General features: G+C 28.7%; 14 protein-coding genes. 13 read left to right on the top strand and 1 reads right to left on the bottom strand.

Going from position 1 to position 16435, the window contains the following annotated elements:
• The first annotated feature begins 49 nt into the window (after window positions 1–49).
• From mutS to BLS00_RS07270, 13 genes are read left to right on the top strand one after another with little or no spacing between them, the layout of a single operon-like run.
• Window positions 50–2500: a DNA mismatch repair protein MutS gene (gene mutS / locus BLS00_RS07330; protein WP_091404269.1), complete on the top strand. Its 2451-nt coding sequence runs from the start codon at window positions 50–52 to the stop codon at window positions 2498–2500.
• A 50-nt stretch (window positions 2501–2550) separates the two neighbouring features.
• On the top strand, window positions 2551–2976 hold the full coding sequence (locus BLS00_RS07325; protein ID WP_091404264.1) for an Asp23/Gls24 family envelope stress response protein: 426 nt from the start codon (window positions 2551–2553) through the stop codon (window positions 2974–2976).
• Window positions 2976–3401 (top strand): transcription antitermination factor NusB, encoded by a 426-nt coding sequence (gene nusB / locus BLS00_RS07320; protein WP_091404262.1) that lies wholly within the window; start codon window positions 2976–2978, stop codon window positions 3399–3401. Before BLS00_RS07325 ends, nusB begins: the two co-directional genes overlap by 1 nt.
• Window positions 3402–3405: 4 nt before the next feature.
• Entirely contained in the window at window positions 3406–5238 is a 1833-nt protein-coding gene (gene dxs, locus BLS00_RS07315; RefSeq protein WP_091404259.1) for a 1-deoxy-D-xylulose-5-phosphate synthase, read from the top strand.
• Complete coding sequence (locus BLS00_RS07310) at window positions 5239–5802, top strand: hypothetical protein (RefSeq protein WP_091404257.1); 564 nt, start codon at window positions 5239–5241, stop codon at window positions 5800–5802. It abuts the gene before it with no gap.
• Window positions 5766–8108 carry an endonuclease MutS2 gene (locus BLS00_RS07305; protein ID WP_143012948.1) on the top strand — a complete coding sequence of 781 codons (2343 nt, stop codon included), beginning with the start codon at window positions 5766–5768 and terminating at the stop codon, window positions 8106–8108. The genes BLS00_RS07310 and BLS00_RS07305 overlap by 37 nt, the downstream gene beginning before the upstream one ends.
• 2 nt (window positions 8109–8110) lie before the next feature.
• Window positions 8111–10177: a cell division FtsA domain-containing protein gene (locus BLS00_RS07300; RefSeq protein WP_091404253.1), complete on the top strand. Its 2067-nt coding sequence runs from the start codon at window positions 8111–8113 to the stop codon at window positions 10175–10177.
• Window positions 10170–10526 (top strand): holo-ACP synthase, encoded by a 357-nt coding sequence (gene acpS, locus BLS00_RS07295; protein WP_091404249.1) that lies wholly within the window; start codon window positions 10170–10172, stop codon window positions 10524–10526. The genes BLS00_RS07300 and acpS overlap by 8 nt, the downstream gene beginning before the upstream one ends.
• Complete coding sequence (gene ligA / locus BLS00_RS07290; protein ID WP_244885742.1) at window positions 10519–12522, top strand: NAD-dependent DNA ligase LigA; 2004 nt, start codon at window positions 10519–10521, stop codon at window positions 12520–12522. The genes acpS and ligA overlap by 8 nt, the downstream gene beginning before the upstream one ends.
• 11 nt (window positions 12523–12533) lie before the next feature.
• Complete coding sequence (locus tag BLS00_RS07285; RefSeq protein ID WP_091404247.1) at window positions 12534–12971, top strand: GatB/YqeY domain-containing protein; 438 nt, start codon at window positions 12534–12536, stop codon at window positions 12969–12971.
• Window position 12972: 1 nt separating this feature from the next.
• On the top strand, window positions 12973–14166 hold the full coding sequence (locus tag BLS00_RS07280; protein WP_091404246.1) for a TolB family protein: 1194 nt from the start codon (window positions 12973–12975) through the stop codon (window positions 14164–14166).
• 14 nt (window positions 14167–14180) lie between these two features.
• A complete protein-coding gene (locus BLS00_RS07275; RefSeq protein ID WP_091404243.1) occupies window positions 14181–15125 on the top strand; it encodes a GAF domain-containing protein in 945 nt (314 codons plus the stop codon).
• Window positions 15126–15731: an NUDIX hydrolase gene (locus BLS00_RS07270; RefSeq protein ID WP_091404240.1), complete on the top strand. Its 606-nt coding sequence runs from the start codon at window positions 15126–15128 to the stop codon at window positions 15729–15731. It begins immediately after the preceding gene.
• On the opposite strand, the gene BLS00_RS07265 is transcribed toward BLS00_RS07270, so the two are convergent.
• Complete coding sequence (locus BLS00_RS07265; RefSeq protein ID WP_176759866.1) at window positions 15723–16412, bottom strand: dTMP kinase; 690 nt, start codon at window positions 16410–16412, stop codon at window positions 15723–15725. The genes BLS00_RS07270 and BLS00_RS07265 overlap by 9 nt on opposite strands.
• Window positions 16413–16435: the final 23 nt, after the last annotated feature.

Raw genomic sequence — 16435 nt, 5'->3', positions numbered from 1 at the left:
AAATTGGGCGCTATTTAGCGCCCTACTTTTTTAAAGTAGGAGGGCTATCATGGCTGAATATACACCAATGATGAAGCAATATTTGGAGATAAAAGAAAAGAATAATGATTCAATTTTACTTTTTAGGCTTGGAGATTTTTATGAAACATTTTTTGAAGATGCAAAAAAGGTATCTGAAATACTTCAAATAGTTCTAACTAAGAGAAACAATCATCCTATGGCGGGGATACCTTATCATGCTTTAGATAACTATTTAAAAAAGTTATTAGATAATGGTTTAAAAGTGGCTATTTGTGATCAAGTTGAAGATCCTTCTGAAGCAAAGGGTATTGTGAAAAGAGAAGTCACAAGGGTTATTACTCCAGGAACAATAATAGAAGAAAATATGCTGGACGAAAACAATAGATTCAGCATTTTAGTGGATTATGATGAAAAAGATGAAGAATTTTTAATAGTTTTATTTGATTTTTCAACTGGGGAATTATATATAGATAGATTTGATATTTCTCAAAATGAGTTGTTGGACATGATAATTTCCAATAATTATTCTCAAGTGCTTTTAAGTTTTAAACTTAGATATTTGAAAAATGAAATAAAAACATTATCATCCAAAATTTATACAGAAGTTTTAGAAGAGTGGTATTTCTCTTCAAATTACGAAGAACATATAAAAGAATCTTATGATATTTTAACTTTAGGTCATCTTCCGTTTGACCAAGAAGAGTTAAAAAGTCTGGACGCAGTTTTGAAGTATTTGGAACTAACCCAATTCAAAAAAATAAAGCATTTGAACATACCAAAAAAGTTAAAATCAAAAGAATTTATGTACATAGATATAAATACCTTAAACAATTTGAATATAGTTTCAAATGAAAATAGAGGGAAATCTGTATATGATATTTTGAGAAAAACAAAAACACCTATGGGGCATAGAAAGCTAAAAGACTTTTTAAGTAGACCTTTGATTGATGAAAAACAAATCAATCAAAGATTAGATCTTGTTGAAGTTTTTTTTGAGAACAATTTTTTATCAGAAGAAATAAAAGAATACTTATCATCAATAAAAGATATCGATAGAATTATATCAAGAATATCGCTCTTAAAATCTACTCCAAAAGATTTAATTGCCCTAAAAGATTCTTTAACTCAAGTTCCATATATTAAAGAAGCTTTAGAAACCAATGAAAAAACTCAAGGGTTTTTTTCTAATGTTAATATAAGAACTGATTTGAAACAAAAAATAGAAAAACATATATTTGATGAACCTTCTAATGAACCTGGTGATGGAAAAGTTATAAAAAAAGGTATTTCTAAAGAATTAGACGAATACAGAAGTCTAATAACAGATATAGATACTTTTTTAGAAAATATACAAAAAAGAGAAAAAGAAAAAACAGGAATAACCACACTGAAATTAGGAAGAAATAAAATATATGGTTTTTATATTGAAATATCAAAAGCTCAATCAAAAGAAGTTCCAGATGAGTATATTAGAAAACAAACTTTAACTAATACAGAAAGGTTTATCACTGAAGAGCTTAGAGAACTTGAAAAAAAAGTTATCATAGCAGAGGAAAAGGTTAAAAAAATTGAAAAAACGATTTTTTTAAATTTCATAAAAGACTTATCTGATTCCGTAAAAGATTTGAAAACTATATCTGAAAAAATATCATATTTAGATGTAATACGGAGTTTTGCTGAAATTAGTAAAACAAATAGATATACAAGACCTTATTTTGTAAAAGGGAATAAGGCCAAAATCGAAAGTTCGAGACATCCTGTTGTTGAAAAATTTGTTGATAATTTTACACAAAATGATTTTGAAATAGAAGACAAGAATTTTATAGTTTTAACTGGCCCTAACATGAGTGGTAAATCTACCTATCTTAGGCAAATTGGAATTTTGAGTATACTCGCTCAAGCTGGATGTTTTGTCCCAGCAAAAAAAGCACATATACCTTTGTATGATAGAGTGTTTACAAGAATAGGTGCAAAAGATGATATTGTAACTGGTAAATCAACTTTTTTAGTTGAAATGATGGAAATGTCAACTATTCTAAACCAAGCAACTGAAAGATCATTGGTTTTGCTTGATGAAGTTGGTAGGGGGACGTCAACATTAGACGGAATATCAGTAGCATGGGCTATTTCTGAATATCTTTTTCAAATTCTAAAATCTAATACGATTTTTGCCACCCATTATACTGAGTTGACAATGCTTTCAGAAATATATGATAATGTTATTACAAAAAGAGTTCAAGTAAAAGAAACAAAAGAAGGTGTTCTTTTTTTGCATAAAATAGAGAATGGTGTCAGTGATAACAGTTACGGCATAGAAGTAGCAAGGTTAGCAGGTTTTCCAAGTGAAATAGTCGATAGGGCTAAAGAAGTTCTGGAAAATCTTTCTGATAAAGTGGATTTAGAAAACAGATTGAAGAAGATGCGAAATATAAATAGAAAGAAATATAAAACTCCACAAGGACAATTAAAAATGTTTTAAAGTATGATATAATTTTAGGTGGAAAGAAAACATATAAGGGAGGTATTAAAATGCCTATAAAAGAAGAAAATAATTTTGGAGAAATCACAATTTCTGAAACAGTATTAAGAGACATAACTTACAAAACTGTTGAAAAATTCATGAAAGAAGAAAAAATATACAATGAAAAAATTGAAAAAGACCTATCAAAAAATATAAAGATCGTTCATAACGAAGATGACAGTTTGAGTTTAAATTTAAAAATACCTGCAAAATATGGAGAAAACATAGTCGAATTTTCAAAAAAAGTACAAAAATCAATAAAAGAAGAACTTGAAAAAATGTCAGAAATATTTATTACCAATGTTGATATCACCATAGAATCTTTAGAATATATCAACATGGGAGAAGAAATAGAAGAAAATCCAGAAAATGATTATTCTGAAGAATATGAAGAAGAAAAAGATGAAGAAGATGATCAGAAAGGATCTGAATAATGGATATATCTCCTGTTAGAGAATTTTCTTTTACAATTCTATTTCAGTTAAACTATAGAGAACTTAACGAAGAAGATATTGAGTTTTTAATTGAAGAAAATTCAAAAGATGCCAAGTTAGATCAAAAAAGCATTAACCAATCAAAAAAATATATACAAGATCTACTTAGTAAAAGAGAAGAAATAGATAACAATATAAAAAAACAACTTAAAAATTGGAAATTCGAAAGATTAGGTTTTGTAGAAAAAACTTCTCTAAGAATGGGATTTTACGAGCTTGAATTCAGAAAAAATGTCCCTTTTAAAGTTGCAATAGACGAGAGTATAAAACTTACTAAAAAATATGGAGAGGAAAAATCTATAAAATTTGTAAACGGATTATTAGATAGATTTGCAAAAGGAATTTATAGCAGCAATGAAGGATGATTATATGAAAGAAAAATTATATAAAAAAATAAGAGAAATGAATTATACTCAACTCTATGAATTTTCTGATGAAATAAGAAAATATATTTACGATGTGGTTTATTCCAATAACGGACATTTAGCATCAAATTTTGGAGTTGTTGAATTAACTTTAGCTCTCTATAGAGTGTTTGATCCATATGAAGATGTAGTTATATGGGATACTTCTCATCAAGCGTACGTTCATAAATTACTAACTGATAGATGGGATGAATTCAAAACTCTGAGGCGCTATAACGGTTTATCTGGATTTACGAATATAAAGGAATCTGAGGCAGATAAATTTGGAGCAGGACATGCAGGAACCTCCATATCTGCCGCTTTAGGTTTTACTTTAGCTGATAAGATAAAAAAAAGAGATAGAAATATTATATCAATAATTGGTGATGGGTCTTTTACTTGTGGTATGGCATTGGAATCGCTTAACCAACTTAAATTTCAGAAGACAAATGTTAAAATTATATTAAACTCCAACGATATGGCTATTTCTCCAAACGTTGGAACTTTTTCGTATTTATTTTCAAAAATTAGGATGAAAAAAAATTATAACTCCTTGAAAAAATTGGTAAAAGATATTTTAGGAGATTCAGAATTAGGCCAAGATTTAGAAAACATGATCAAAAAAATGAAAGAAGGATTCAAGCACACAGTTTTTTCTGAACCCATAGGTTTTTTTGAAGACTTGGGTATAAAGTACATAGGACCTATTGATGGTCACAACATAAAAGAAATGGAATTGTTTTTAAATTATCTAAAACAATATGACGAAGGTCCTGTTGTTTTACATGTCTTGACTAAAAAGGGTAAAGGTTATATAAACGCAGAAAATGAACCCTCTAAATTTCATGGAGTATCTAAGCCTATTGAAAAAAAAGGTATATCTCATTCTAAAATCGTAGGTAATGTTTTAGCTTATTTATCTGATGAAAACTTTCTGGCTTTTACAGGTGCTATGGCTGATGGAACTGGTTTGAATATATTAAAAGAAAAAGATCCTGAAAAATTAATCGATATGGGTATAACAGAAGCCAGTATAGTGACTGCTGCAGCTGGTTTATCGTTAGGAGGGGTACTCCCTGTTGTTGACTTGTACTCTACTTTTATGCAGAGGGCATTTGATTCAATAATTCATGACGTTGCCTTGCAAAATATACCTTCTCTTTTCCTATTAGATAGAGCGGGTTTAGTTGGAGAAGACGGACCAACACATCACGGTGTTTTTGATATTTCATATTTGAAATTGATTCCGAATATCGAGTTAATCACTCCTTTAGATGGTCAGGATTTAGCTAACACTATTTATACGTGTGTTAAAAAAGGAATAAAAAAACCAACTTTTATTCGTTTTCCTAAAGAAAATTACGAGAAAGACAAAGATTATATAATTGATAATCTTGAATATACTGATTTATCTTGGAAAAAATTAAAAGTTTCAGATAGCTCAGCTTATGTTTTATCGGTAGGAACAATATCAAAAAACGTATTGAAAGCTACAGAATCAATGGACATTAATGTAATAGGAGTTAGAACGATAAAAGAATTAGATAAAAAAATAATAGAAGAAATTAAATCAAAAGCAGAAAAGATAATTACCGTGGAAGAAGGGAGCTTGAGTGGTGGGTTTGGAGAGACAATACACTCCATTTTCTCGAATAAAGAGATTTACTCATTTGGAATAAAAGATGAATTCATAACTCACGCTACAAGAGAAAAACAGTTAGAACTTTGTGGTTTGGATGTAAAAACATTAAATATCAAAATTGAGCAGATCATAAATAATTATAAAAGGGTGGTATAGGTGCAGAAAAATATACTTTTATTTTTAACTATAACAATTATTTCGTTGGTGAGTTTTTCATCGGAGATATTTATATCTCCCTCTTATTCATTAACTCAGCAAGCAACTTCTCAAGTTGTCACTGAATTAACATCGGGAAACTACCCATTTGATTATTTGGGAGGTAGAATATCTTATCTAATAGATACCGAAGATACCGGCGAGATAAAATATGGACCTTATGTTGGTTTATCATATATACAGGGTTTTGAAAATACTTATTTGGCAGCTTATAATGAGGATTTAAAATCAATAGGTTTATCTTTAGGGCTTAATGTAAAATATACTACCCCAATATTCAAAGAAATCTATTTTGTCGTGAATGCTTATGGTGGTGTCAATTCACCAGATTATTTGAAATCTTTTTCAACAGAAATCTTAGTGCAAGCAGGATTATCATACAGTAACATATATGTTCTCGCTGGTTATGAAACAAGGTATTATAAGTTGACAGATGAAGCTGAGGACAGTTACGTCAAAGTTAACCAATTTCCAATTTCAATGGGGGTGGCGTTCCAATTTTAGAGAAAACATACAGAGATCTTGAGATAGACAAAGTACTTGGAATTATAGGTAGCTATTCTCATAGTGTATATGGCAAAAGATATTTAAAATCAAAAATACAATTTTATAAAAATTTAGAAAATTTACAGCGGGAAATAGAAATTTCCCGAAGTTTTTTTATGTTAAAGAACAACCAGTTACTGTTTAACATTAAAGGAATTCCAGATATAAAAGAAACTTTAGAAAAGTTAAAATCAAACTCTATATCGGAAACCAAAGACTTTAGAAGAATAGCTGAATTTCATGAAGTCGTGTACAGAGAATATAAGGAAAACAACAATAATTTTGACAAAAATGTTACAGATGTATTTATTAAGTTTTCTTTTTTAAGAGATATGGCAAAAGAAATATTCAACGCCATAGATATAGATGGAGAAATAAAAGATACAGCTTCAGAACTTTTGAGAAATTTGAGAAGTCAAATAAAAAAAACAAAACAAAAAATAGATTCTTTATACAGTTCTTACACAAACAAATACTCAAAATATCTTAGTATTGAAAAACCTGTTTTTAAAAACGGTAGGCTCTGTTTAGCTGTAAAGGCAGAGAACAGAAAATATATAAAAGGTATTTTTGTAGCAAAATCTGATTCTGGAGCGACATATTTTATAGAGCCCGAAAGAATAAGTGCCTCAAATGAAGAGTTGATAGATCTTCAAAACAAAGAAAGAAATGAAATATCGAGAATATTGTCTGAGTTAAAATTAATGATAAGCCGAAATATTGAAACAATATACAAAAACATAGATGTTGTATCTTATATAGATTATCATATTGCAAAGGCAAATTATTCTTTTTATAGGAAGGCGGACTATTTCATTCCAAAAAAGCACCATAAAAAAATATATTTTAAAGATTTAAAACATCCTTTGTTAGGAGATGGCTCTGTTCCTTTAGACATAGATTTAGAAAACAATGGGATGATTATAACAGGACCAAATACCGGAGGTAAAACAGTCACTCTTAAGTCAATAGGAGTTGCCTTTTTCCTATCACATGTAGGGTTACCAATTTTGAGTATGAAAGCAGAAATGCCTTTTATAAATTCTATATATACTGATATGGGTGACGAGCAGAGCATAACTCAAAATTTGAGCACTTTTTCTGCACATTTGGTAAATATAAACGAAATCATAAAAAATGCTGATGAAAATAGCTTGGTTTTAATAGATGAACTTGGGACTGGAACTGACCCAATTGAAGGTTCAGCTTTAGGAAAGTCTATAATAGACTATCTCATCAAAAAAAACGTGAAGCTTTTTATTACATCACATTTATCTGAAATAAAGCTTTATTCTATAGAAAATTCTAATTTAACATCTGCATCTATGTCCTTTGATATGGATACTTTAAAACCGACCTATCATCTTATGATGGGGGTTCCAGGCGCATCACATGCCATAGAAATTGCAAGCAGAATGGGTTTTATAAAAGAAATAATAGAAAAAGCAACTGAATATATTTCATCTGAACATTCAAACAGTGAAAATATATTCAGCAAAATTTCAAAGACTTATGAAGAGATGCAATCAAATAAAGAGTTTCATGAAAATAAAAGAAAACAACTTGAAAAAAAGGAAAGAGAGTTCAACAAAAAATATGAGTTATTAAAGGATAAAAAAATTGAGGAATTAGATAATGAAATAGGAAACTTAAACTCTCAAATAAGAGAAGCAAAAAAAGAAATGGAAAACTTGATAAAAAATATAAAGTATTCTAAAAACCTTGAAGATGCGAAAAATTCTTTAAAAAAATTAGAGAATATTCAGAATAACTTCAAAAGTAGAGATATGGATAAAGCGAAAAACAAGAAAATCAAATATAATTTTGAAAAAGGTATGAAAGTATTAGTACAAGGGAATAAAAAAGGAGAGATTTCTGAAATAAGAGGTAAAAAAGCAAAAGTCAATTTAGAAGATTCTCCAATAGAGATTACGTATGATCTTTCAGAACTAAAACCAGTTAAAAAAGAAAACAATAGAAAGACAAGTTTATCCGATAAAATGACCTATACTCCAACAAAAAAGGTAATACCTGAAATTGATTTGAGAGGATATACTGTCCAAGAAGCAATTCCTGAAATAGAAAAGCTTCTATCAGACATCATGTTAAATGAGATGGACGAAGGATATATTATTCACGGAAAAGGTTCAGGTAAATTAGCAGAAGGAATTTGGGATTATTTAAGGAAGAACAAAGATATTAAAAACTTTAGATTGGGTAAAACTGGTGAAGGTGGAAGTGGAGTAACTGTTGTGGAGGTGTAATAATGGTTTTTTCATTGGATTTAGGTACAAGAAATTTGGTTGGTATACTTGCAGAAATAGATGATGATGAAAACATCATAATAAATCATTCTTTTGAAAAAGAACATGAAAACAGAGCCATGATGGATGGTCAAATTCATGATGTAAATAAGGTTGCAAAAGGTGTTAAAAGAATATTGGAAAGTATAAACGAAAAAACTGGAGAAACTCCACATGAAGTTGCAGTAGCTCTTGCAGGAAGATTTTTAATCACAACAACTGGAGAGTATGAATTAGATATAAGCTCTCAAGGTTATGTAGATAGACCTCAAGTTAGAAAAATTGAATTAGAAGCTGTAAAAGAAGCTACAGAGAAGTTAGATTATTCAAAAGGTATGTATTGTGTAGGTTATTCTGTTTTATATTATGAAGTTGATGATGAATGGATAAAGCATTTAGAAGGCCAGAAAGGTAAAAAAGCAAAAGTAAAGGTAATAGCTGCATTCTTACCAAAAAATGTTGTAGAAGCAATGTTAACTGTTTTGGAAATGAATGGATTGAATCCAATTCATATAACTTTAGAACCAATAGCGGCTATGAATTTAGTAGTACCTGAAGATTTGAGAACATTGAATATAGCTATGGTTGACGTCGGAGCTGGCACATCAGACATAGCAATTTCAAATGAAGGCACGATTACGGGCTATGGAATGGTTCCTTTAGCTGGGGACGAAATAACAGATGCTATAACAAAAGAACTGTTAATAGATTTCAACTCAGCAGAAAAAATAAAAAAAGATCTTATAAACAAAGATTCATTTAAATACAAAGATATTTTAGATTTTGAACACGAAATTTCAAAAGAGAAGATAATGGAAATAATAAAGGAACCAATTGATAAGATAACTTCTGAAATCTCGAACAAAATATTAGAACTCAATGGTAAATCACCTGTAGCCGTAATGTTAGTTGGTGGTGGAGGCAAAGTGCCATCATTTAAAGAAAAAATAGCGGAATATTTAGAGCTCGAAGAAAATAGAATAGCTCTAAAATCAACAGATAGCTTAACAAAAATAAAATTTGAAGAAGAAAAAATGTTTGGAAGTGAATACATCACTCCAATTGGAATAGCGAACTCTGCATTGAAAAAAGAGGGAAATGTTTTCAACTCTGTTACAGTTAATGGAACTGTTGTAAACATGATGATGATAGGAACTGATTTATCTGTAATGCAAGTATTATTACAAATGGGATACTCGCCAAATCAGTTAATTGGGAAACCTTCTAAAGCCATTACGTATGAGCTTAATGGAGAATTTAAAATAAAAAAAGGGAACTTGGGTAAAGAAGCCATGATAAAAATTAACAATCAAAAAGCCAATTTAAAGTCAAAGGTCAAACCTGGGGATAAAATAGAATTATACCCTCCTGAAAAAGGAGAAGATGTAGAGGTAACTTTAAAAGAAATAATTAATTCAATTAACTATTTCTTAAACGGTGAACCAAAAAAAATATATCCAAAAGTTATTATAGATGATAATGAGGTCTCAATAAATACACAATTAAAAGATGGGCAAAAAATAAAAACAGTTACTCCAAAAGTAAAAGATATAGTTGAAGAACATTCAGAATCTATTTATTTCACTTTGGATAATGTTCCTTATGAAATTCCTGGGGAATTTACAATAATAAGAAATGACCAGATAGTAGATGAAGAAGAAATAATTAAAGATGGCGATAGTTTTCAAGTTAAAAGGTTAAAGTTGCCAAAAATAAAAGAATTTATTGATACAGATGTAAAAACATTTGAAGTTACTTACAATGGGAAAAAAATAAATTTGGAAAAAGAGAAGATATATATAAAAAATGGCTCTAAAAATACAGATTTAGATTCTCAAGTTAAAAGTGGATCAAACTATAAAATAATAAAAGAAGAATACAAGCCAAATATAATTGATCTATTTTCGCATTTAGATATAGACACAAAAAACATCAAATCGTTCGATTTGAAAATAAATGGGGAAAAGGTGACATCTTTTATGCAAAAAATACCAGAGAATTCAACGATCACTTTTAAATACAATGGTTAAAGGTATAGGTACTGATATAGTAAAAATAGAAAGATTAAATGGAAGGGTAATAAACAGAATACTATCTGATTCAGAGTTGAAAATATATCATACCTTTTCAAATGAAAATAGGAAAAAAGAATTTGCAGCAGGTAGATTTGCTGTAAAAGAGTCATTGTTCAAAGCGCTTGAAACATCTTTTGATTTCAAAAAGATAGAAGTTTTAAAGAACGATAAAGGAGAACCTTATTTAAGTGATAAAACAATAACATATTTAAAAAATGTTATTGGAGATTTTAATATTAAACTATCAATAAGTCATGAAAAAGAATATGCAATAGCCTTTGTGATAGTAGAGGGGGTTGATTGATATTTCAACAGAAAATATAAAAAAAGAATATGAAAATTTAAAAAAAGAAATACAAAAACATGATAAACTTTATTATGTTGAAAGTAAGCCTATAATAGATGATAGAAAATACGATGAAATGTTCAATAGGTTGCTGGAGATTGAAAAGAAACATCCTGAAATAAAAGCCCCTGACTCTCCTTCAAATAGAGTAGGTGGATTGAAAAATGAAGGGTTTGAAAAAGTAAACCATTCAATCCCCATGCTTTCTTTAGATAATACATATTCAGAAGAAGAAATAATAGAATTTGATAAAAGAATAAAAAAGAATATAAAAAGCGATTATAATTATTCTGGAGAGCTTAAAATTGACGGTGTATCAATTTCTTTAATTTATGAAAGTGGCGTATTAAAGAGAGCCATAACCAGGGGAAATGGAATAACTGGTGAAGATATAACTCAAAACGTAAAAACTATAAGAACTATACCCCTTAAAATTTCAAAAGATATAGATATCGAAGTTAGAGGGGAAATTTTTATGCCCAACAAAGAATTTGAGAGAATAAACGAAGAAAGAGAGAATTCTGGAAAAGATGTTTTTGCAAATCCAAGAAATTCAACAGCTGGCACTTTAAAACTTCTTGACACAAAAGAAGTTGCAAAAAGAAGGCTTGATAACTTTATTTATTATCTAATCAATCCAGAAAAATATGGAATTAAAACTCAAACAGAAGCTTTAGATTTCTTAAAAGAAATCGGGTTCAAGATAAACAAACACAATAAAATGTTAAGAGATGTGGATGAGGTAATAAACTATTGGAAATATTGGAATAAAAATAGGAAAGAACTTGAATATGATACAGATGGAATTGTGCTCAAAATAAACGATTTTGAAATACAAAAAAAGTTAGGAACCACTGTGAGATCACCACGATGGGCTATAGCATTCAAATTTGAAGCCGAACAAAAGGAAACAAAGATAAAAGAAATAAAATTGCAGGTAGGTAGCTCAGGAATTATAACTCCAGTTGCGATATTGGAACCTGTAAACCTAGAAGGAAGTACTGTTCAAAGGGCATCTTTGCACAACTTTGACTATATAGACCAAAGGGACATAAGAGATAAGGACTATGTTTTGATACAGAAAGCTGGGGGAATTATCCCTCAAATATTAGAACCTATAAAAGAAAAAAGAACAGGTGAAGAAATAAAAATCCACCCTCCATCTAAATGTCCTATATGTGATAGTGAAACAGGTAAATTAGATGAAGAAGAAGTTGCCATAAGATGTTTAAATCCACTATGTCCAGCAAAATTAAAAAGAACATTAGAAAAATTTGCTTCCAATTCAGGTATGAATATAGAAGGTTTAGGTCCAAAACTTATTGAAAGGCTATTTGATTCTGGATTGATAGAAGATTTGGGAGATATTTATAAGCTTGATAAACAAAAAATTCTTTCTTTAGGAGAAGGGATAGGTGAAAAAACAGCTAATAATCTTATCAAACAGATAGAACAATCAAAAAATAGGCCTTTAGAAAATATAATTTATGCCATTGGTGTTCCAGGAGTAGGGAAAAAAATAGCCAAAGATTTGTCTAACAAATTTAAAAATATAGATAATTTATTAAAAGCCGCCAAAGAAGAACTAACAAATATAGATGGTATTGGAAAAGAATTAGCTGAATCTATAAAATCATTTTTTGAAGAAGAAATGACTAAAAGAGTTCTTGAAAAAATGAAAAAATATGGAGTTCAATTTTCTAAAAAAGAAGTTAGCTTTAAAAACAATGTTCTGCAAGATAAGATAATATCTCAAACGGGTAGCCTTAAAAGCATGACGAGAAAAGATTTTTCTGACTATGTGGAAAAAAGAGGTGGAGAATTTTCTTCAAATGTCACAAAAAATACAGACATTTTGGTTATAGGAGAAAATCCTGGTTCCAAGTTGCAAAAAGCTGAAAAATACGGAATTAAAATTTTAGAGGAAGACGACTTTTTTACTCAATTCAAATAGGAGGGACTTATATGAAAAAGCAATTGATTGAAGATATGAAAAAATATATGAAAGATAAGAACAAATTAGCACTTAATACAATAAAAATGGTCAATGCTGAAATAAAAAACCAAGAAATAGACAAACAAAAAGATCTTACTGACGAAGAAATAATAGCTGTTATAGAAAAACAAATTAAAAACAGGAGAGATTCTGTAGAACAATATAAAAATGCAGGTAGAGATGATTTAGCAGAACAAGAGAGCCAAGAAATCAAAATATTAGAAAAATATTTACCAGAGCAATTATCAGAAGAAGAAATAGAAAAAATTGTTGATGAAGTGATTGAGCAAGTAGGAGCAAAAGATAAAAGAGACTTTGGGAAGGTTATGGGGAAAATAATGCCAAAAGTAAAAGGAAAAGCAGATGGAAATATCGTAAAAAAATTAGTACAAAAAAAGTTGGATTAAAATGAAAAAAGTGTACCTTATATTATTTTTTTTGTTAATAAATATATTTATTTTTTCTTTTCAAAAGAGTGACATGATAATTGAATACAACAGATCAAACTGGTACCAAAACAGTGTGGTTGAAAAAATCACTCGTTTGGGAAGTTATTTCTATGATTTTGAAATTATAGATTCTAAAAAAACAGTTTATTTGACAAATCAATATGATTTTGAAGATTCCATGAGTTACGATGTAGATGTTTTTCTAAGAATAACAAATAATTCCACTAAAACTATAAATACTTATTATGAAATCGAAGGGAAAAGTTTTTATAAAAAAAGTGAATTAAAAGATTCCTCAGATTGGGTAGAACAATTTTCTGTGAATTTATTAGAGGAAATTTCTTTAAATAGGTTGAAATATGATAATACATGGGAAACACTTCAGATGACTTTTTATGAAGGTGTGGATGAATATCCAATAAAAAGAAACAGCACAATAGCTTTTATAAGTGATAGGTACAAGGGTAATAGAGAGGTATTTTTCTATGATTTGAATAAAGTAAAAATTAACAAAATACCATTAGAATTATCTTCAGAGTATTTCCCAGATATATCACCTAATGGAAATTATTTTGTTTTTCAATCAACGCTTTTTGGAAACTGGGACATTGTAATTTATGATAGGATTAAAAATGATTTTAAAAAAATAACAGATAAAACATATGGTTATTCACCATATTTTATTGATGATTATAAAATAATATATTCAGAGGAAATTGAAAATGAAGTAAAATACAATCAAATAGTTGAGTATGATCTAATCTCAGAAGAAAAAAAAGTTTTAACAGATGATAAAGAATTTTTAAAATATAGACCTTCATTGTATAAAAATAAAATTATATATTATGGAATAAATCCAGAAACTGCAGAGGTAAGAATTTACTTAAACGATGAAAAGCCTATTAGATTATTTGATTTATCAAGAAATCAAATGGATTCATGGTCAGATAACTCTGATAAAATTGTATTTTCTTACAATTTAGATGCATCTTATGATATTTTCTTCTTGTATGAAAACAATTTACTGAATTTAACAAAAGAAATTGATAGTGATTCATATTATCCAACATTCTCGGATAATGGCAAATACGTTTTTTTCTCATTATATTATAAGAATAAAGAACCCGATATATTCATAAAAAAAATATTTTAGTTGAGGTGAATTTAGTGAGAAGTATTTTTAATGACATAACGAAAGACTATTTTGAATTACTTTCTTATCCGCAAGAAAACTGGGATAAATGGTTTTATTATTTCAGTAATAAAACTAATGGACTATTTGAAAAAGTAATTTTTAGTATTGGTTATGATAAAAATTCATATATAAAATATTTAAAAGATAGTTTAGGCAGAAGGAAATTAGACAAAATAAATTGGTTTAGAGAAGAAACAATTGCCGAAGAAAAGTCAAATATTATAAATATGATAACTCAAAACTCAGAAAATTTTAATCTAAAAAGGGCTGATTTTTCAGTACTTATTTTAAATTTAGATGGTGAAAAACCTTACGTAGTTTTTGAAACATACAAGAAAAATATCATAATCTTAGATTATATATGGTACTACGATCATAAAAGCGAAATTAATTTAAAAGAACTTTTTAAAAAATCTGTGAAAGAATACAACGATAAATATGAACCTAATCAAAAAAAAGCTTTATTTTGGGTGGTTTATGATGAAGCAAAAAAGATAATAAATGGTAAAGACCTTGAATTCACCAAAGCTCTATATAAAATATGTGAATTATTAGATAAAAAGATAGATTATTATAATTGGACTGGATTTTATCTTGTTGACGGGAATAATAAACTCAAGGTAGGACCATATATTGGAGAAAAAACTGAACATGTAGAGATTGAATTTGGTCAGGGAATATGTGGCCAAGCAGCGAGTACAGAAAAAACATTCGTCATATCTGATGTGTCTAAAGAAGACAATTATTTGTCGTGTAGTCCAAAAACAAAATCTGAAATTGTAGTACCTTTATTTGATAAAAATGGGAAAATAGCTGGTGAGATAGACATAGATAGCCATGAAGTTAATCCTTTTGATGAAAAAGATAGTGAATTGTTAGAAGATATATGCCAGCTAATAACCGAAAGGTATTTGTAAATGGATTTAGAAAAATTAAAGAGAAAATTAGCGAAACATGAGCCAAGGTCATTGGGAATTAAAAATATATATTCAGTATTGATCCCCTTAATATACGTTGATGGGGAATTATCTTTATTATACGAAACAAGAGCACTTTCATTAAGTAAACAGCCGGGAGAAGTGTCTTTCCCTGGTGGAATGGTAGAAAAAGGTGAAAGCTATTTGGAGGCAGCTATAAGGGAAACTATAGAAGAGCTGAACATATATTCAGAAGAAATAGAGGTAATAAAAAAAGGCGATTATTTCATATCGCCTTATAATTTCATTATTAATTCTTACATTGGTTTTATAGATAGAGAACTACACACTATAGAATTTTCAAGAGACGAAGTCGATAGTTTATTTACCGTTCCGATAGAGTTCTTGAAAAATAACAGCCCTGCTATTCACTATGCGGAAATCATAACTAGTACAGAAGATGGATTCCCTTATGAATTAATCCCAAATGGGAAAAATTACAAATGGAGAAAAGGGAAATACCCAATCTATTTTTATCAATATAAAAAAAATATAATTTGGGGACTAACTGCAAGGTTAACTAAAGAGTTTATAGACTTATTGTGAGTTTATAAGCTCTTTTGTTTTTTTTAAAATTTCGTCATTGATTGTTTCAATAGGTTTAAGTCTATTTCCAGATACACAATTTATTATCTCCCATTTGTATTTCTTTGCTACATATAAAGCATTTTTATATGTATTTAAAAGATATTGTGCGTTATCTTCATGAATATCTTTTTTAGCTGACCCATTTATTTTATTTTTTCTATTTTTCATTAAAATAGATGAAATATCAGGTGGGACATCGAGAAAAAAGACTATATCAGGTTCTGGTATACAAATTTTATTGAATTCAAAATCATATAGCCAATCAAGAAAAAAATCTTTTTCTTCCTTGTTTTCAATTTTTGACGCTTGGTGAACCATGTTTGATGTCGTATATCTATCAGCTATTATGAGCCCTCCATTTTCATAAAAATTTTGCCATTTTGTTTTAAAAGAGGCGTATCTATCAACTGCAAAAAAAGATGAAGCTGCGAAAGGATTAACAGAATAAGGGTCCTTACCAAAGTCTCCGTTTAAATACATTTTAATTAAAGAAGAAGAATCACTCATATAATCAGGATATTCCACTTTTAAAACATTTATTTTTTTTTCTTTTAATCTTTTAAATAATAAATTTGTTTGTGTTTCTTTACCACTGGAATCTGTGCCAGATTCCAAAACAATAAGTTTTCCATTACTCAAAAAAATCACTCCTAATTTTTAAG

Source organism: Geotoga petraea, from assembly GCF_900102615.1.
Taxonomy (GTDB): domain Bacteria; phylum Thermotogota; class Thermotogae; order Petrotogales; family Petrotogaceae; genus Geotoga; species Geotoga petraea.
Note: the sequence above shows the minus strand (reverse complement) of the source record. Positions and strands in the feature narration are given on the sequence as shown.

Excerpts from the sequence above, each read along its gene's own strand:
- acpS (WP_091404249.1), top strand. The coding sequence starts at position 10,170 with ATGGTTAAAGGTATAGGTACTGATATAGTAAAAATAGAAAGATTAAAT.
- BLS00_RS07325 (WP_091404264.1), top strand. The coding sequence starts at position 2,551 with ATGCCTATAAAAGAAGAAAATAATTTTGGAGAAATCACAATTTCTGAA.
- BLS00_RS07270 (WP_091404240.1), top strand. The coding sequence starts at position 15,126 with ATGGATTTAGAAAAATTAAAGAGAAAATTAGCGAAACATGAGCCAAGG.
- BLS00_RS07285 (WP_091404247.1), top strand. The coding sequence starts at position 12,534 with ATGAAAAAGCAATTGATTGAAGATATGAAAAAATATATGAAAGATAAG.
- dxs (WP_091404259.1), top strand. The coding sequence starts at position 3,406 with ATGAAAGAAAAATTATATAAAAAAATAAGAGAAATGAATTATACTCAA.
- BLS00_RS07300 (WP_091404253.1), top strand. The coding sequence starts at position 8,111 with ATGGTTTTTTCATTGGATTTAGGTACAAGAAATTTGGTTGGTATACTT.
- BLS00_RS07280 (WP_091404246.1), top strand. The coding sequence starts at position 12,973 with ATGAAAAAAGTGTACCTTATATTATTTTTTTTGTTAATAAATATATTT.
- nusB (WP_091404262.1), top strand. The coding sequence starts at position 2,976 with ATGGATATATCTCCTGTTAGAGAATTTTCTTTTACAATTCTATTTCAG.
- mutS (WP_091404269.1), top strand. The coding sequence starts at position 50 with ATGGCTGAATATACACCAATGATGAAGCAATATTTGGAGATAAAAGAA.